Below are 18106 nucleotides of genomic sequence, written 5' to 3'. Positions count from 1 at the left end.
CAAGATAAAAACACATTTTTTCGAATGTGAACATACCCTAACCTATCTTAAACAACACCACTCTTGCTGGAGGAAAATTAAGCCAAGCGATAGCAGAATCCTGAAAGGCGAAGCGAGATGATAGGTGACGCAATGGTCCCCACAAGGCATACGTGAACTGTACGAGCCACGCTCCATGTGGTGCTAGCTTGCACCACTGACTGACGATAGTCTCAGCATCTTCAAACGGTAGAGAGCGCAGTGGGATACTGGAAACTATCGCATCAATTTTGATACTAGCAGGAATAAAATCTCGGCAATCGGCGGCGTCCGCGAGCACGACGCGCAATTGTGGAAAGCGCTTTTGTAGATATTCAAAAAGCACTTGTGAACGCTCTACGATCAGTAGCCGCTCTGGCTCGACGCCGTGATCAAGCAAAGCTTGCGTAACTACCCCAGTTCCAGCCCCAAGTTCAACGATGAGACCCGATCCTCCCACTGGCATAGCGGCGGCCATCTTGATGCCAAGTTGACGAGAGCTTGGCCATGGGGCTCCTGTTGTTGCTGGATTAGAGAAGAGCTCGCGTATGAACAATAGCGGTCCAACGTTCTGTGCAAACACGAGAGTGCGATCTTTGCACTGTCGAAAAAATGACATCAATAAACTGCGCTGAAAGCGCATACCCTATCTCCGTAATCCATTAAACACCACAGCATTAATGCCATTTCTTCCAGAAGAACGCATCGACTTTTTATTGCAATACCTTGAACGAACGCACCTCAAGCTTGGAGTCGCCTACCATTTCTTTGTCATATTTACCCGTGAGTTCGACTACTGTCTTTTCGTTGACCGATACTCCTGCAGGCCAATGCTTTTTATCGATTTTGACGAGCACTTCGCCGGTCTCATCGCGGAAACGGTATGTTTCGTCCCCAAGCTGCTGGATTAGGTAGCCGCGTATCACTACGCGCTGGTCATCCTTAGCATTGGCGCTCAATTCCTTGGCCGTAATAACCGACGGCGTTGCGCCAGGACCGGCATATTGTGCGTTAGCGGACATTACTACGCATGTTAGTAAGCTCGCAAGAATCAAGGTTCGCATCGTTTTTGCTCCTTTAGGTGGATTGAAAAAATAAAACCGATGAAATGCATTCTAGAAAAACAAAAATGAAGCCTGACTTAAGAAAATCGTTTCAATATACTTCTTCAGTCAATCTGAAACGATCATGTTCTGAAATACCAAATTCAAAGCGGGAGAAACGACGATGCGAATTCTGTTGATTGAAGACGACCCAATCATTGGGAACGGTTTACAACTAGGTCTGCGCCGGCAAGGCTACGCTGTCGACTGGGTTCAGGACGGCGCGGCCGCCAGTCTCGCTAGGCGCACTGTCCCTTATGAATTGCTCTTGCTCGATCTAGGCTTGCCGCATCAGGATGGAATGTCTATCCTGATGCAGATGCGTAATACTGAAGATGCAACGCCCGTCATCATCATCACGGCACGTGATGCTGTCTCCGATCGTGTGACCGGACTGGACGGCGGCGCCGACGATTACCTCGTCAAACCTTTTGCATTAGAGGAACTGCTGGCACGCATCCGACTGGTTACCCGACGTCAGGTCGGACGCATACAGTCAGTTATGACAGCAGGCGTCTTGCGCATCGATACAGCGCAACGCCGTTGTTGGCAAGCTGAACAGGAAATTTCCATTACCGCGCGCGAGTTTTCACTCCTCGAAGCTCTGATGCGTGAACCCGGCACCGTGGTCAGCCGTGAGCAGTTGGAAGAAAGCCTTTTCGGCTGGAACGAAGAGGTGGAAAGCAATGCCATTCAGGTGCACGTTTACAACCTGCGGCGCAAGTTTGGAGCTGACGTTATCCGCAATGTACGCGGCGTCGGCTATCGGATCGGAGTAGATCAATGAACGCCATTCCATTGAGCATGCGTCAGTGGTACATGTCGTCACTTCGGCGTAGATTGCTGTTGTGGCTGGTGCCTGCAACGTTGGTGGCGGGTATGCTTGCAAGTGCGGCCACCTGGTGGAAGTCGGTGTCCGACTTGAACGATCTTCTCGACGACCAGATGAAAGTCATTGGACGGCATATCCAAGTGGACAAAGAGGGCAAGCTGAATCTGGTTGGGAAAGACCGCAAGGGCCGCCTCTCTGGCCAACGGGCCGATGGGGTACTGCTGCAAGTCTGGCATGGAGGGGAGCTTCGCTTTAGTTCAGATGACGACGCCACCCTCCCAGCCCCAGGTCAGACGGGGCTCAACGAGATAGAGGCCAACAATGTAGTCTGGAAGACTTATGTCAGTCGCACCGGCGACATCGCAATCCGCGTTGCCCAAGCCAAAAATGCTCGCTGGACCGCCATCGCTGAGGTAGCAGTACATCTGTTCTGGCCGGTGCTGTCTATCTTGCCCATAGTGGCCTTGCTGCTGTGGTTCGGCATCGGTTATGGCTTGCGCCCCTTGCGACAGGTTTCAAGTGGTCTGGAACATCGAGACGCGAACAATTTTCAGACTATCAGCACAGCAGGAATTCCTAGCGAAGTCATTCCTTTAGTCACCTCCATCAACGATCTCCTAGTGCGTTTAGAACGGGCGTTTACCACGCAGAAGAATTTCATCGCCGATGCAGCGCATGAACTACGTACCCCGATCACAGGGCTTAGTTTGCAGGTCGGGCTGCTACCCCAAGCGGCCAACGCCGAGGAACACCATGCCATTATGATGCAGATTCAAAATGGAACTGCAAGGCTTGGACGCCTGGCGTCACAATTGCTGACATTAGCCCGTCTGGATCCAGAAAGTCATACTATGTCCACCGGCAATGTCGACTTGCATATGCTGGCAAAAGCCGTGGTGGCCGAACGTTCGCTCATCGCGGAAGCCGTTCCTGTAGATCTCGGCATCGATGAGCTATCGCAAACAGTCCAAATCAACGGCAACAGCGAAGAATTGCGGATATTACTCAACAATTTGGTCGATAACGCCGTCCGCTATAGTGGTACTCACGCTAGGGTTGATGTCGGTGCATTTCGCTCCGGTGCGTTTGCAATCCTTCAAGTACGCGACACTGGACCAGGAATCGCACCCGCTGAGCTAAAGCGCGTGGGTGAGCGGTTCTACCGCGGCACCGCCTCGGGTATGATCGGCAGCGGCCTTGGCCTGTCGATCGTGCATCGAATTGCGGAACAACATAAGGCTAGCGTCAGCATCGGAAACGGCGTAGAAAATCGCGGTCTATTAGTTAGAGTTGCGTTCCATCTTCCCTAAAAAAGCGCGGGCCATTGACAGATGCAAGTTGTGGCACAGATAAAATATCAGCCGATATCGAAATCCGAAACGACCTCAGGAAGCCTCCGGATCACGCGTTCAACCATGCCGTTCTGCTGCGGGCAATACGGAGTAATAAACTCTTGTTGGAGACCGTAACTACGAACCAAGGCTGTGTAATTGCGGCTGGTGAAGACGAGGCCATTGTCGCAACGGAGCAAGAACGGCGCGGTAACATGGCCAAGCGAACCGTAGCGCGTGATCAGGGCCTGTTCCAATGCCGATTCCGCCGTCTTCGGTTTCCCTGAGCGCGACAGATGCCAGCCCAGCAATTCACGCGTATGGCGATCGATCACCAGTGCTAGTACGGCCCAGCCATCGCGTCCAGCCCAGATACGGCACAGGTCTGTCGCCCAACGCTGATCTGGGGCCGTAGCCACCGACGGCAGAGCCTTTACCCTTGGCCGAAAGCCAATCGGGCGTTTCTTGACCTGCCAACCTTTGAGTTGGAAGATGCGCTGCACGGTATTTTTTTTGAAGTCCAACAAGGCTGCCACGGTGCGGTAGCCGAAGGACGGCTCTTCAAGAATCATCTTCTTGATCGGTTCGGCAAAGCGCTCCTGCACCTTGCGCGCGCTCTTCACCGGCCTGTAATAGGCCGTGCGTCGTGGAATGTCGAACCATTGGCAAATCTTGCTTACCGCGACATCGAAGCCGTCTTGCTTGAGTCCCTGGCGGATGGTCTCGATCACTTGTCTTCCTCGCCCAGCAGGGACGCCAATTTTTTTCTGTCGCGCAACTCCAGCATGGCTTCGCCGTACGCTTCCTGGAGTTCCTTGAGCTGTCGCTCGTACTACTCTTTGACGTCCAGGGGCTTGGCACGCAAGGCGTTCTCCATTCCTTTGCGCCCCTCGTCGACCCATTCTTCAATCTCTGATGGCGGGATACCGAACGCCCGGCTGGCTTCCGCCACCGTCTTCTTACCCTGGACGATTTCCATTACCAGCGCCGCTTTACGCTTGGCCGTCCAACGCTTGAATTCTTCTTCCATGACCATGCTCATTTGATGTCCTTTCAGCATTATCTACTGAGCAGGTTTTCAGCGGGTCATTACACTACCGCAAAGCCGCGCCCCTGCTCGCCAGCACGCGCTGCTTCCACTGCGGCATTGAGTGCCAGAATGTTAGTCTGAAAGGCTATACCGTCGATAACGCCGATAATGTCTACGATTTTGTGCGAACTTTGTTCAATGGCTTGCATGGTCTGCACCACCGCACTGACCATTTCGCCGCCCTTGCTGGCAACACTCGATGCATCAACCGCTAACTGATTAGCATGCCGAACGTTATCGGCATTCTTTTGCACAGTGGCGGTAATTTCTTCCATCGATGCGGCAGTCTCCTCAAGGGAGCTAGCCTGCTCTTCTGTACGTTCTGACAAATCACGGTTGCCGTTGGCAATTTCAGTCGTCCCCACCGTAATGGTGCTGGTGCCGAGTCGCACCTCGGACACGATACCTGCCAGGTTGTCATTCATTTCCTTAAGCGCATGCAATAATTGTGCAGTTTCGTCCCTGCCTGAAACCGTCACCTCGGAGCGCAAGTCACCGGCGGCTACCGTCTGTGCAATCCTTACTGCTTCACCCAACGGGCGCACGATGCTGCGGACCAACCACCATGTCACCACCGCGCCTCCCAGCAACGACAACAACATCGATACCAGCAGCAGCGTTCGCGCATGCCGGTAATCCATCAGACTGTTCTCTGCAATAGTAGTGCGCATCTGCTTGCCGTGCGCCAACACGGCAACGACGATGTCATCAATCATCTTTGTGGGCAGGCGGTCCACGCCTTGTACCAATTCGTCTACCCGTGCCACAGAAGCGGGATCTTCAGGGGCATATTGCTTCAGTGCTTCGAGGTATTTAGCCAGCAGCTCGGCATGCGCCTCTTGCGCCTTGCGAACTATCGTGGCGTCCATGCCGATCTGCGGCATCAACTTTTCCAGAGTTTTAAGGGAGGTTTGAGTAGTGCCGCTTTCATTGATGAAAGCCTGACGATACTGGGCGAACGCAGCCGGGTCCTTGCCGCGTAGCAAAGTGTTCTTCCACTCCTGCACTTGAATCTTGAATTGCACCTGAGAACTGCGGGCCGCATCCACTGATTGTTCAATCAGTGCGCCCTTGTCCATTGCATCTTGACCCTGGCCAAAGATTCCGTCGACCGTGAGCCATCCGCGAATACCAACAAAAGCGGTCGCTGCCAATAGCAATGCCGCCAGCAAGCCTAACCTAAGGCCTATCTTGAAGTCGTTGAGTTTCATAATTTAGTCCTATTTCCTTATCAGATGTGCAATAGCGCAATGCACAAGATAAGGGCTAGAGGGATAAAGCGTTATCAGAGAATACCTGAGGCATGGCCTTCCCCCAGTGTCACGGACACTTCCGCTAGGCGCATTTTAGATTTTCAAACTGTACTGGGCTGAGATAGCCGAGGGTGGAATGGCGCCGACGTGGATTGCAAAACCTTTCTATGTAGTCGAACACGTCAGCACGTAAATCATCTCTTGTGCGGTAATGCTTTTTGCTTAGGCGCTCAGTCTTGAGCGTCGAGAAGAAACTCTCCATGGCGGCATTGTCCCAGCAGTTACCACGACAGCTCATGCTGCAGACGATGCCGTGAGACTCAAGCAAACGCTGGAAGTCCTCGCTGGTGTACTGGGCAGATTCAATCGGTGGTCGCAACACCTTTAATCAAAGAGGTGTTTATGGGACGACCAGTGGGATGGATGTACAAGTTGACGGGGCGAGGGGCGATGCGATCACCAGGTGCGCCGTCGCATCGCCGGGACACCGAGCGGCGATTCTGGGAGCAAATCGCAACAGGTATTACGAGTGAGAAGGCTGCTGAGGCGGTCGGTGTGTCACCGGCAGTAGGGACGCGTTGGTTCCGTCACAATGGTGGTATGCCACTTTCTATGTTAAGCCCGTTATCCGGGAGATACTTGTCGTTTTCAGAGCGAGAAGAGATCGGACTTCTTTCGTGCCAAGGCATCGGAGTAAGAGCGATTGCTCGCCGTATTGGGCGCAGCGCGTCGACGGTTTCCCGGGAGCTGAAACGCAACGTTGCAACTCGTGCTGGTCGACTTGAGTATCGAGCGTCGGTGGCGCAGTGGAAGACTGAACTCGTCGCAAAGAGACCCAAGCCTTCGAAGCTAGTAACTAATCCACGGTTGCACGATTACGTCCAAGACCGTCTGGAGGGCAAGGTTCGCGGTGCTGATGGCCGTGACGTTTCTGGTCCTCGGCAAGCGCCGTTCATAGGCAGAAACAAGCCGCATCGCGGTGACCGTAAATGGGTCAATGGTTGGTCGCCTGAGCAGATTTCCAACCGGCTGCAAATCGACTTTCCGAATGACAAGTCCATGCGAATCTCTCACGAAGCCATTTACCAAGCACTTTATATCCAGGGTCGAGGAGCTCTTAAGCGAGAGCTAGTTAGCTGTCTGCGCACTGGTCGGGCGTTGCGCGTGCCGAGGGCTAGAGCACAAGCCAAAGTTTGGGCGCACGTTAGCGAGGATGTAATGATCACTAACCGTCCTGCAGAAGCCCAAGATCGTGCCGTACCAGGGCATTGGGAAGGGGATCTGATCATTGGCCTGAACCGGTCTGCAATCGGGACGCTGGTCGAGCGATCAAGCCGATTCACTATGCTCGTCCACCTACCGCGCGAGGAAGGCTACGGATTGATACCAAGGACGAAAAATGGTCCTGCGCTGGCTGGCTACGGAGCTGTTACGATGGCTAATGCGCTCAGAAATGCAGTGGCTGACATGCCTGCTCTTTTGTGGCAATCATTGACCTGGGATCGTGGCAAAGAACTATCTGATCACGCCCGCTTCACGGTCGAATCCGGGGTAAAGGTATTTTTTGCCGACCCGTACAGTCCATGGCAGCGTGGCACAAACGAAAATACGAACGGTCTTTTGCGACAATACTTCCCAAAGGGTACCGACTTGTCTCGGTGGAGCGTTCGCGAGATCCAGGCCGTTGCTAATACACTCAACTCCAGACCTCGAAAAACGCTTGGTTGGAAGACACCGGCCGAAGCACTGGACGAGTATCTAAAATCTGTTCAACAATCTGGTGTTGCGACGACCGGTTGAATCTACCCTGGGAGCCTTGGTAGGAATGATGTATCACGGCCCGGGGCTGCCCTCGACGAAACACTGCCATCAGTAAGGCATCCATCACCAGTTGCGCCGTCATCGTCGGTTGCATCGACCAGACGACGACTCGTCGTGAGTACAGGTCCAGGACGACTGCGACGAACAACCAGCCTTCACCAGTCCAGACATAAGGGTGAGTAGACCGCAGGAATTTCACCTGCGGCCCCTCGCAGAACCGGACGTGAGCCTCTCGACTCATCCGGCTCCCATCATCCGGCCTTTGGTACACATCCCAATCTCCAATGCCAGAAGGCGTCCGGAAACTTCAGCGCAAGTCGCCCGAGAGCTTGCCGGGCTCGCGTTTTATGCCGAGCCAGACGTTTGTACTTGCGCATCAGCCAGCGCGTCAGATAGTCATTCAGGTGCTTCCACACGGCAGACATAGCCGACTCGTAGAATCGACCATAATACTGATGCCAGCCACGGAGTATCGGATTGAACATGGCCGACAGATCAGCCAGGCTCTTGTCACATTTCAGCTGAAGATGCCAACCGCGTATCGTCTGTCGCATTGCCTTGAGGGCGTCGCGACTGACTGCGGGTGCGAAATTCACATAGACACGGTCATACTTATCGACCGCTTTACGCGGCCGGAAGGTATAGCCAAGAAACGTGAATTGCACACAATGGAAATCTCCCTGCCGATTGATGTCCTTGCAGTACACGATCCGGGTTTTCTTGGGATGCAATTCAAGCCCGCACTGACGAAACCGCTCACCGACCTTCTCCACGGCAAACTTGGCCTGCGCCAGACTCCGGCAGTGCATAACGCCGTCATCGGCATAGCGGCAGAACCGCACACTACTAAGGTGACGACCTATCCAACTGTCGAACGCATAGTGCAGAAACAGATTGGCCAGCAAAGGACTGACGACACCACCTTGCGGGGTGCCCCCCGTCCTTTCCATCAACTCGCCGTCCGGCATTTGCATTGGCGCTTTCAGCCAACGATCGACGTATAGCAAGACCCATGGTGTCTGGCAGTGCTTTCTGAGCGCACGCATCAGCAGTTCGTGGTCGATGTTGTCAAACAAGCCTTTGATATCGAACTCAACCACCCAATCGTATTCCCAGCTTCTACGCCTCACCATGGCAATCGCATCGTGCGCCGAGCGCCCGGGACGATAACCATAGGAATTGGCATGGAAGATCGGATCAATGACTGGTTCAAGCAGTTGCTTGACCACCGTTTGCGCCACCCTGTCGGCCACCGTCGGTACACCCAGCATGCGAATCCCGCCAGACTTCTTCGAGATAGCCACGCCTTTCACCGGCGGCGGAAAGTAGCTTCCAGAACACAGACGATTCCAGAGCTTGTACAGGTTGTTACTCAGATTTGCCTCGAATTGCCCAATCGACTCTTGATCTATTCCCGCTGATCCTCCATTTGCTTTCACACTCAAATAGGCTTCCCAGACAAGCGCCTTGGGAATGTCGTAAGGCTTGGTCATTGGGCGACGCTCCTCCCGCTTTCGCGGTTGACGTCACACAATGCCGGGATGACGCAGCCCCTTCGCTCCACCACCATTACAGCGGCTTCAACACTACTACGAGCTGCTCCGTCCCTTGGTGGCGCATCGCTACTATCGGCCTCGCCTTGAGAGCTTGTACCTTTCGCTTTACATCGCCACCGAAGGTTCCCGCAGTTCAACGTAAGAGCCCGAATCAGGCTGACGCTGCCTCTATGCCGGACACCGCTTGGCCCGTAAGCAGGTAACGGCCAAACTAATCGCGGGGCAACATCACTCCCCGGTTTTGATGTCATCTGAGTACTTTCGACACTTTAACGGCAGTTCACGGTTGTTCGTCTTCCTTGATCCATACCTGATGCCTCGTGGCACCTTTTCCATAACGCTCACGACACAGACTTTTGACCTGCGCCGCTTATGGTGGTTTGCAACCCACTCCTGCAAGCCGATTGCGAGGGGCCATACCCTCATCTCTTACGCCGCTTGCTGCGGCACACTGAAGTCCGCTGCCCACTTCTGATTCGGCCCAGTTGCTTCAAATTGCCGGTCCAACAGATTCGGCGCAATCGAGTGCACCTCCACCTCAAGCCGCCCCGGTATAAGATGGCGCTTGTGCCGTGCGCTGATACGTAGGCAAGCATAAGGCTGAGAACAACGAAATTGCAGACTGGCTGAGACGCTTGACCGACAACCATCGGAGTTGGGGTTTCGGGCTGCGTTACTTGTATCTGCGCAACGTGCGTGGATTCGCCTGGAATCACGAGCGGGTATATCGGATTTATCGATGGCTGGAATTGAATCTGCGTATCAAGCAGCGCAAGCGCTTGGTGCGGCAGAAACCTAAACCACCTGGTGTTCCCGCCGACGCTAACGAAACCTGGTCGATGAACTTAATGCACGATCAACTGGCTGATGGCCGCAGCATTCGCGTGTTCAACGTCATTGACGACTTTAACAGGGAGGCTCTGGGTATCGAGGTGGACTTCTCACTGCCGTTGGAGAGCGTGATCCGCAGCTTGAAACAAATCATCGAATGGCGAGGAAAGCCTGCAATGATTCGCTGTGATAACAGTCCTGAATACCTAAGTGCAGCCATTACAGAATGGGCGCTGCAGGCCGGAATTGTGCTGCACTATATTCAGCCTGGAAATCCTCAGCAGAACGCCTACGTTAAGCGATTCAACAGAACAGTGCGCTACGAATGCCTATCTCAGTATCACTGGGATGATCTGGACCACGTGAGCGATTCGCCACCGCCTGGATGTGGACCTATAACCATAAACGCCCTAATATGGCCTTGGGCGGAATCACACCGATATTGATTAATTTGACTTGATTGATGGTGTCCATCACAACATTTTTTAGAGGATATTATGGAGAACTTGCCATTCGTATTGGAAATTTCCTTTATTGAGAAGTTATCTCTTTCTGTGGAAAAGGGTATATTGACGCTAAGTTGTTTAGCTAAAAGCTCCGAAAATCAGAGCAAGATACAAATCCATCTATCCCGCGACGCCATCTTTCAACTTTCGGAGCACTTTTTAGAGATGAAGCAGCTTCTATCAGAAAGACCTGTGATAGATTCATACGCAAATCATGAAAAACGGGAGAGACGACGTTAGGTCGTCAAAACTAATACTAGATCTAGGTTGATCCCAGGCTTTGATGGCGCACTCTGTTGTGGTCAAGTAATTTCGGACACGACGATAAGTTCTTTCTCTGCCATTGATCCGCTACGGAACGCCGGACCATTTTAAGAGTTAGTTTTCGGCGTTAAAATTTCTTGCTCCAGACCTGAATCCCTTACCCGACTTGCGAATTCGAGTGGTGTCATGTCATTGAGAGCAGAGTGAGGCCTGCTCTCATTGTAGTCCCTGCGCCAATCCTCAATGATCGCCTTGGCCTCTGCCAAGGAGCTGAACCAATGCACATTGAGGCATTCATCCCGGAATGATCCGTTAAACGTCTCGATATGGCAATTGTCGGTTGGCTTTCCAAGGCGGCTAAAGTCGATACGCACGCCGTAGTGGTAAGCCCATAGGTCCATCAAGCGCCCAGAGAATTCGCTTCCGTTATCTACAAATACATACTTCGGTGCACCGCGTTGCGCCACCAAGCGATTGAGCATCTCGACCACATGTTCGCCTCTGAGCTTTTGCCCTACCTCGATGGCCAATGATTCCTTGCTGAACACGTCAACGATCGTCAACGTTCTGAACTTCACCCCGTTTGATAGCTGATCGGCCACAAAGTCCATGCTCCAGGCCTCGTTGGGGCGTTTTGGCTGCACCTTGGCCTGGCGCGTCACCACCATCTTGCGTCGTTTGGGCAACTTCGAACGCAACTGCAATTGTTCTTCACGGTAGATCCGATAAGCTTGATGCCGCCCTAACTGCCAACCCTCTCGCCCCAACAATACATGGATGCGCCGATAACCGTAGCGCACACGGGTGCCGGCAATTTCATGCATGCGCCGGCGCAGCGCCAACTGCGGATCCCTGACGCTGCGGTAGTAATAGTTGCTGCGCAAATGTTGCATCAACCTGCAGGCCCGACGTATCTGAATGCCGTAGTGACTGACGATATAGTCCACTACTTCATTCTTCAACGCGGGCCGGGCCATTTTTTTGCAGCGACATCCTGCAAGATCGCTTTATCCAGACTCAGCTCCGCAACCAGCTTTTTGAGCCTTGCGTTTTCCTCTTGGAGTTGCTTGAACTCACGGACCTGATCCGACTGCAAGCCGGCGTATTGCTTCTTCCAGCGATAAAACGTCTGTTCCGAAATACCCACGTTGCGGATCACTTCGGCAACAGGCATTCCTAGTTCCGCCTGCTTCAGCACCGCCACGATCTGCTCCACTGAAAAACGCTTTTTCTTCATGGCAAACCTCCTTTTCCGTTAAGGCACAGTTTGCCGAAAAACTCAATCCAGGTTCGGTCCGATTTCGTCGATGCAGATCACCATTGTGCGTTCATAGACGTGACGCTACACCCGAATTAGTACCGGTCAGAAGTAGAAATTTCCGGCTTTTGACCGTACCCCAAAAACAGTATCACCCATTATTAGAATTTTCCGACTTCTGACCGTACCCCAAAAACAGTATCACCCATTATTAGAATTTTCCGACTTCTGGACGCCGGCCCAATGGCCATTTTCCCTTGCCTGGCGGGCGAATTCAGCCGGCGTCGCCCACTGCAATGCAGAGTGGGGACGGCTCTCATTATAGTCCTGGCGCCAGGCATCGATTTTGCCGCTGGCGTCTTCGAGCGACAGAAACCAATGGGTGTTCAGGCATTGCTGCCGGAACCGCCCGTTGAAGCTCTCGATCTTGGCGTTATCCGTTGGCGTACCAGGTCGACTGAAGTCGAGCTCGACGCCGTTTTCATATGCCCACCGATCCATCGCCTTTGAAATGAATTCGCTGCCGTTGTCGACCTTGATCGTCGCGGGCAAGCCTCGCTGCAGCGTGATGCGGTTTAAGGTGTTCACGACATCTTCCCCCTTTAAGCTCTGTCCGATATCAATGGCCAGGCACTCGCGCGTGTAGTTGTCCACGACCGTCAGTGCGCGCAACTTCCTGCCATCGAACAGCGCATCAGCAACAAAGTCCATGCTCCAGATCTGGTTCATTGCGGTAACAAGATGCTTGGGCTGACGCAGTCGCGCGGACTTATTGCGCTTGGGGCGTTTCAGCCGCAACGACAAGCCTTCCTGCTGATACAGCCGGTAGACACGCTTATGATTATCTGGCCAGCCTTCTCGCTGCAACATGACGTGTATGCGGCGATAGCCGTAGTGCACACGTGTGGCAGCAATCTCCTTGATGCGCATTGTCAACCCTGCTGCATCTCGCCTCCTTGCCTGGTACTTGTAGACCGAGAGCGACATGTCGAACAGCGCACAAGCTTGACGTATGCTCGCGCAATAACGATCGCGCAATTCGTCAACCAGAGACCGCTTGCGCGAAGGCTTCAGAGCTTTTTTGAGAGAACATCCTGCAGCATCGCCTTATCCAGGCTGAGATCGGCAACCAGTTTTTTAAGCTTGTTGTTCTCCTCTTCAAGCTGCCGAAGGCGACGTAGTTCTGACGGCCCGAGTCCGCCAAATTTCTTCTTCCAGTTGTAGAAGGTCGCATCGCTGATACCCAGCTTTCTGCAAACCTCCTCCACCGGCGTGCCGAGTTCGTTCTGTTTCAGTGCGAACGCGATTTGCTGCTCAGTAAATTTGCTCTTCTTCACGACATGACTCCCATTTCATATGATGAAAAAATCACGTCGGAAATTCTACTTTTAAATGCTACTGTTTATTGGGGTAGGGTCACATTGGCGGTGACCCCTGATTACATCCGGTTGGATGAATGACGGCAACTCAAGTGCAAGCGGTGGCCATTATTTTATTGATCTCGTTTCCCGCATCAGAGGCTACACACAACCTCTGTCACCCCGAGGTCGAGTTTTTAGGTGCCGAACCATACTCCTCGCAGCGCCCGATGTAACCGGGGCAGAGTGTCATGCAGCGGACTGGTAGCGCGGTGTCAACCAGTACAGGGGATCAGGCGCACGTGCTCATGGTCAGCCGTCAAGTAAGGGGGGCTGGTTGGAGGCTTGACCTTGTCCCTCTTCCTGAACGCCCGATCTCCCGTCATGAAGGCTTCGAGCATGTATGGGATTAAGCTGGCCGCATCGACCGCTTCGCCACAGGTTTGAGCATGGACCTTGTTAGATTTGGAAAGGGCTTTAATCCACTGTCGCCGAACGCCCTCAGCACGCTAGTCGAATACGCAACAACGCTGGTGACAGGTGTTGTTCCTTCGATTCTTTATCCACGTATTTTATCAATCCAGAACGGCAGGAATAAAACACCTGCGACACCTGCAGAATTATGTGCGGTTGAATTCACAAGCTCGCCTACGCTAGGCGTTGCCATTAAGCTTCTTGAAGCCTTTTCCACCCAGAACGGCAGCCATGTGTACCGCCCCGAGATGCTTCGATGCATCTTGCGTACAGGTCCGGGAGCGCAATCGTCACTTGGGCCGCAGTATTTCTAAGCGGGCAGTTGGCAGGACTCTGCTCTTGAAAGGTCTGGAGTCAGATATGGCGGTAGTGCTTCAACCAGAGAAAATGTCAGCGCAAGACCTTTATGTCGCAGTTTCTCGCGGCGCAAAGCAACTTGTTATCTGCTCCGAAAATCCAGTTCTTAAGCCGCCGGCGCCTGCATAAGTTACACTACGCTCTTCAGCTCACTCCCAAGTTAGCAACCGTCATGAAACTCGTGTGCGGTCAGCCAGAGCCTTAGTTTCAAAAGCCACGACGAGACAAACCGCCCAGAGGGTATGGAAGCATGAAAGCTCGATCTTCATCACAAAAAGCTACGGTCACCATTAATGGGACGGTCATGGAGATATGGGTTTCCAAGTCTGGTCAGGCCGCTTGGCGTGCACGAGGCTTCTTCAATAGCAATCACATAGAGACGACTGGTGAGTCGATTTCCGATGCAGCTGCGGCATGGAAGATGCAAGCGACGCTCAGCACCCGTACCTCCCCCTTTAGTGACTAAAGTCTAGTGGATTTGTTACTTGTGGCACTTCTTTAAGATAAATTCATACCCAATCCCCTTTCGTGGTTGCCACGGTTGAAGAAGAGTCAACGCTGGCGGAAGAACTGCGAATGCACGCTCAACACCAGCTCACAGTTCATCCACCTGGCATTCCTGGCGCTGCTACTCAAAAAAATCGTGAACAGGTTCTGAGAAGAGCCCTTCACCCTTTAACTTGGGAGTGTAGGCGGGCAATGAACCGTTCAAGCAGCGGCGATAAAGCGTTGTCGCTTGGGCGAAGTAAATAGGTTGTGATGATGGCCGAATCCACTGCCAAAGGCCGGGCGACGACACCTGAACGCTGACTGGTGGCAATTCTGGCGGCCGTCGTGAATGCTATGCCATAGCCTGCGCCCACCAGCGTGAGCATCATGTCCAGAGAGGATGCGTGCTCGACAATGTTCGGTTCTCGCTCCAGTGATCGCAGAAGGCGTGTCAGTTCACGGTAGTACCCTTCGCATACTTGGGGGTCACACAAGATCAGGGGATGACCATTGAGCTTGTGAAGTGGAATCGCCTTGTGGGCAAGCAGCTCGTGGCGAGCAGGCACCGCAATCATCAACGGATCTTGCCAGATCGGTTCGGTGACGATGCCTTCTCCCACATCGGCCGTGTGCGCTAACCCTATTGTGAAATCACCGGATCGTAGGCCGCGCAACTGTTCGGCCAGGGGAACTTCGGATAGTCGTACTTCAATTTCGGGCTCTTCCTCGCGGCAATGGGCGAGGAACGAAGACAGTCGCCAATCGACCGAACCATCGGATATGGCGATGCGCAGGCAGCCTCTCAGGCCCGCCGCGACAGCCTTGACGTTTTCCTGTGCCTGCTCCAAAACCGTGAATAGCCTACGAACGTCGTGTAAGAAGGCAGCGCCAGCAGGCGTCAACTGAGTTCCACGCCGATCACGGTCGAAGAGGATCACGCCTATCTCTTCCTCAAGCTCCTTGATGGCTCGCGAAAGCGGAGGTTGCTCGATATGCAGCCGTTCAGCGGCGCGGGTGAAATGTAGCTCCTCGGCCAAGACCAGAAAGCACCGAAGGTGTCGCAGTTCCATTTGGGCTTTGCTCCCAGAGAGAGTGTGTGTATCCAATAACAAATGTCCGCTGTCAAGTTCCGCGTGGAAGCTGACAGCGCCCCAAAGGCTTTTTAGGCCAATAGCTTAGCAGGCTGCTGAAATACCAATCTCTGCCGTAGACTCTTCAGATTCCCAATGGATCACACCGACGCGCGGAAGTGATGTGTTCATGGAGCAGTTGTTCACGGTCAGGCGGCTGTCCAGCTTGGTGTGAAATACGCAGGCTGGAGTCGTTCTTGCCGGTCGACCATCCGTCGCGCCCAATCTGGGTGATGTTCAATGAAGCGTTGGTGCGGCTGGACGGATTGTTTGCCGGGATGTATGCCGACAGATCACGGGGCGGCCGGCCGAGCATCGCCCCGGAGAAGCTGTCAGTACAACCTGTTGTTGCGCTGGTTCATAGGGTTGTCGATGGACGATGCAGTGTGGGTGCCGCGACGGCATTCAGCAAGAACCGCGATCGGTTGATCGCCCATAATGCGGTGATTGCGCTGTTCAACGAGGTAATTGGAGCTTGCAGATGGCGGGAGCTGGCTGTCGGGTGAGCACTTTAGCGTGGACGGGACGTTGATCCAGACCTGGCCCGAGCATAAGAACTTCAGGCGCAAGGATGATGATAGGTGATGGGTGATGGCGACGATTTTCGAGACAGTCCCGCAGCAATGACACGCACGTCTCCACGAGCGATCCCGATGCACGCCTGTATCGCAAGGGCAACACGGCCAGCGAACTGCGTTAGATCTTGCACACCTTGAGCGACAACCGGCATGGACTGATCGACAATGCGCGAGTGACGCGGGTCGATGGCTATGCCGAATGCGAAGCGGCCAAGACGATGATCGCCGATGCCCGGCATGCCGACCGACCCGGGAGCGGTCGTGACCGTCGGTGCGGACAAGGGCTACGACGCGGCGGAGTTTATCGAAGCTCTGCAAGCAATCAAGATGCTGGCGTACGTGGCGCAGAACACCTCGAGACGGCGTTCTGCGGTGCCTGATACGGTAGCTGGCCAGTGAGGTTTTTCCGTTTCCCAGCGCAAATTGATTGACAGGGCTTTGGCTGGGCCAAGGTGGTGGGACGGATCCGGCAGGCGCCAGTGCGCGGCCTAGAGAAGGTGGGCCAGATGTTTGTGTTGAACATGGCGGCCTACAACCTGGTGCGCATGCGAACCCTGGGACAGCTTTGCCCACAACATGGGCAAGCGGCATGGCATCTCACCGGCGGCAGGCCACGCCATCGCGAGAGGATGCCGGTCCTGAGCAGTTTGCTTGATCAACAGGTCAAGCCGAATCCACCACACGCCTGTCTGCAGATCAGTGCGATGAGTATTTTCAGCAGCCTGTTAGGGCAGTTCCTGTTCATCTTTCGGTTTCAGCGCGACGAGCGCATCTACCTGCGGCAGCGCCAGCAACGTCACTTGGCGGCATGAACTTCACTTAAGTCATCGTTCATGGTAGGTGTGGTGCATTTCAGCATGGAATACTTAAAATTGATCCCAGTATATGGAGATAGCCATGATTGGCTCAAATCTAGAAGACCTCATTTGCGATCATATGTTTTTTGATATTTCCAGATATCTAAGTGGACGTCAAAATAGTGTCTATCTAAAAATTGAAGCATTCAACCCTGCTGGATCCATCAAAATAAAGACTGCCAGATATTTACTTGACGAGGCATTGAAGCGAAGTGGCGAATCGATTAGCGGTGTCATCGAATCTTCATCAGGAAACCTTGGCATCGCCTTAGCGATGCTGTGCGCCGCTCGCGGCATTCATTTTGAATGCGTTGTGGATGTCAATGCGCTCGAGGCGAAACTTGCGCTAATGCGGTACTTCAACGCCGCAGTCACGGTAATCACCGAACCTGACGCGAACGGTGGATACTTGGGAAGTCGGATCGAGTACATCAAGCGCAAGGTTGAAAAGACGCCAGGCCTAGTCTGGACGAATCAATACGCCAACAAAGCTAACATCCTGGCCCACTACCAATTAACAGCGACGGCGATCCATGAGGAATTCCCCGCCCTCGACTACTTGTTCGTGGGCACCGGCACAACGGGAACGCTTTTCGGATGCACAAGCTTCTTCTCCCACCACGCCCCCGAGACAAAAATCGTAGCCATCGATTCCGCCGGATCGGTGACATTCGGAGACAAGGCTGGCGAGCGATTCGTTCCAGGGATCGGTACGAGCCAGCGACCCCCTATCGCCGACTCGGGGAGTCCGTCGCCCGCCGCGATCCTGCACGTCGCTGAAAGCGAGGGGGGCGCGGTTTGCCGGCGCTTTTCCAAGCAAACGGGACTACTGATAGGCGGATCGACCGGCAGCGTGATCGCGGGCTTTGAGCGATACGCTTCCGAGCACCAACTGCGAGACGCGACAGTCGTATTGATTTCTCCCGACCTGGGAAACGCCTATCTGTCAACCGTGTACAACGACGCTTGGGTTCAAGCGCATTTCTCCATATTGGAATGA

Annotated in this window: 13 protein-coding genes and 6 pseudogenes; 7 read left to right on the top strand and 12 right to left on the bottom strand. The window is 53.7% G+C overall.

Going from position 1 to position 18106, the window contains the following annotated elements:
• Window positions 1-37: 37 nt before the first annotated feature.
• Complete coding sequence (locus tag BGK68_RS16395; RefSeq protein ID WP_083657825.1) at window positions 38-661, bottom strand: class I SAM-dependent methyltransferase; 624 nt, start codon at window positions 659-661, stop codon at window positions 38-40.
• A gap of 70 nt (window positions 662-731) precedes the next feature.
• On the bottom strand, window positions 732-1082 hold the full coding sequence (locus BGK68_RS16390; RefSeq protein WP_075257921.1) for a NirD/YgiW/YdeI family stress tolerance protein: 351 nt from the start codon (window positions 1080-1082) through the stop codon (window positions 732-734).
• Window positions 1083-1245: 163 nt separating this feature from the next.
• On the opposite strand from BGK68_RS16390, the gene BGK68_RS16385 reads away from it, so the two are divergent.
• Window positions 1246-1908, top strand: a complete 663-nt coding sequence (locus tag BGK68_RS16385; protein ID WP_075257920.1) for a response regulator — start codon at window positions 1246-1248, stop codon at window positions 1906-1908.
• Complete coding sequence (locus BGK68_RS16380) at window positions 1905-3263, top strand: ATP-binding protein (protein ID WP_075257919.1); 1359 nt, start codon at window positions 1905-1907, stop codon at window positions 3261-3263. Before BGK68_RS16385 ends, BGK68_RS16380 begins: the two co-directional genes overlap by 4 nt.
• A gap of 47 nt (window positions 3264-3310) precedes the next feature.
• Here the strand turns inward: BGK68_RS16380 and BGK68_RS27855 are convergent, their stop codons facing one another.
• From BGK68_RS27855 to BGK68_RS16360, 4 genes and pseudogenes are all read right to left on the bottom strand, one after another.
• Window positions 3311-4015, bottom strand: coding sequence for a DDE-type integrase/transposase/recombinase (locus tag BGK68_RS27855; protein ID WP_075257959.1), 705 nt, complete (start codon window positions 4013-4015; stop codon window positions 3311-3313).
• Window positions 4012-4326: pseudogene (locus BGK68_RS16370) on the bottom strand (transposase). The gene BGK68_RS27855 and the pseudogene BGK68_RS16370 overlap by 4 nt, the downstream one beginning before the upstream one ends.
• 47 nt (window positions 4327-4373) lie before the next feature.
• Window positions 4374-5585: a methyl-accepting chemotaxis protein gene (locus BGK68_RS16365; protein ID WP_083657831.1), complete on the bottom strand. Its 1212-nt coding sequence runs from the start codon at window positions 5583-5585 to the stop codon at window positions 4374-4376.
• Window positions 5586-5709: 124 nt separating this feature from the next.
• Window positions 5710-5991, bottom strand: a pseudogene (locus BGK68_RS16360) (IS3 family transposase); the annotation flags it as partial.
• A gap of 59 nt (window positions 5992-6050) precedes the next feature.
• Between BGK68_RS16360 and BGK68_RS16355 the strand changes: the two are divergent.
• The gene (locus tag BGK68_RS16355) at window positions 6051-7427 is read left to right on the top strand and encodes an IS30 family transposase (RefSeq protein WP_083657723.1); all 1377 of its coding nucleotides are present in this window, start codon (window positions 6051-6053) and stop codon (window positions 7425-7427) included.
• 7 nt (window positions 7428-7434) lie between these two features.
• On the opposite strand, the pseudogene BGK68_RS27555 reads toward BGK68_RS16355, so the two are convergent.
• A pseudogene (locus BGK68_RS27555) lies at window positions 7435-7620 on the bottom strand (DDE-type integrase/transposase/recombinase); the annotation flags it as partial.
• Window positions 7621-7699: 79 nt separating this feature from the next.
• The gene (gene ltrA, locus BGK68_RS16345) at window positions 7700-8941 is read right to left on the bottom strand and encodes a group II intron reverse transcriptase/maturase (protein WP_075257957.1); all 1242 of its coding nucleotides are present in this window, start codon (window positions 8939-8941) and stop codon (window positions 7700-7702) included.
• Window positions 8942-9594: 653 nt separating this feature from the next.
• Between ltrA and BGK68_RS16335 the strand changes: the two are divergent.
• Window positions 9595-10295 (top strand): annotated as a pseudogene (locus tag BGK68_RS16335) (IS3 family transposase); the annotation flags it as partial.
• A gap of 417 nt (window positions 10296-10712) precedes the next feature.
• On the opposite strand, the gene BGK68_RS16330 reads toward BGK68_RS16335, so the two are convergent.
• The 3 genes and pseudogenes from BGK68_RS16330 to BGK68_RS16310 form a co-directional block, all read right to left on the bottom strand.
• A protein-coding gene (locus BGK68_RS16330) for an IS3 family transposase (RefSeq protein WP_143433002.1) occupies window positions 10713-11842 on the bottom strand; the annotation gives its coding sequence in 2 pieces (ribosomal slippage) (window positions 10713-11590 and window positions 11590-11842; 1131 coding nt in all).
• A 222-nt stretch (window positions 11843-12064) separates the two neighbouring features.
• Window positions 12065-13200 (bottom strand): IS3 family transposase gene (locus tag BGK68_RS16320; RefSeq protein WP_198937215.1). Its coding sequence is split into 2 segments (ribosomal slippage): window positions 12065-12948 and window positions 12948-13200, totalling 1137 coding nucleotides; the frame shifts between segments, so codons are not numbered across the junction.
• A 296-nt stretch (window positions 13201-13496) separates the two neighbouring features.
• Window positions 13497-13694: pseudogene (locus BGK68_RS16310) on the bottom strand (DUF2274 domain-containing protein); the annotation flags it as partial.
• Here BGK68_RS16310 and BGK68_RS27550 point away from each other — a divergent pair.
• The gene (locus tag BGK68_RS27550) at window positions 13671-14009 is read left to right on the top strand and encodes a hypothetical protein (RefSeq protein ID WP_143433083.1); all 339 of its coding nucleotides are present in this window, start codon (window positions 13671-13673) and stop codon (window positions 14007-14009) included. The pseudogene BGK68_RS16310 and the gene BGK68_RS27550 sit on opposite strands and share 24 nt — an antisense overlap.
• 711 nt (window positions 14010-14720) lie before the next feature.
• Here BGK68_RS27550 and BGK68_RS16305 read toward each other — a convergent pair.
• Window positions 14721-15611 (bottom strand): LysR family transcriptional regulator, encoded by an 891-nt coding sequence (locus BGK68_RS16305; protein WP_075257956.1) that lies wholly within the window; start codon window positions 15609-15611, stop codon window positions 14721-14723.
• Between the two features lie 190 nt (window positions 15612-15801).
• Here BGK68_RS16305 and BGK68_RS27215 point away from each other — a divergent pair.
• Both BGK68_RS27215 and sbnA read left to right on the top strand, forming a co-directional pair.
• Window positions 15802-16824: pseudogene (locus BGK68_RS27215) on the top strand (IS5 family transposase); the annotation flags it as partial.
• 322 nt (window positions 16825-17146) lie between these two features.
• A complete protein-coding gene (sbnA, locus tag BGK68_RS16290; RefSeq protein ID WP_075259862.1) occupies window positions 17147-18106 on the top strand; it encodes a 2,3-diaminopropionate biosynthesis protein SbnA in 960 nt (319 codons plus the stop codon).

Origin of the sequence: Herbaspirillum camelliae (genome assembly GCF_001929405.1) — a bacterium.
In the GTDB taxonomy this organism is placed as follows: domain Bacteria; phylum Pseudomonadota; class Gammaproteobacteria; order Burkholderiales; family Burkholderiaceae_D; genus Herbaspirillum; species Herbaspirillum seropedicae.
The sequence above is the reverse complement of the archived record's forward strand: the minus strand, read 5'-3'. Positions and strand labels throughout refer to the sequence as shown.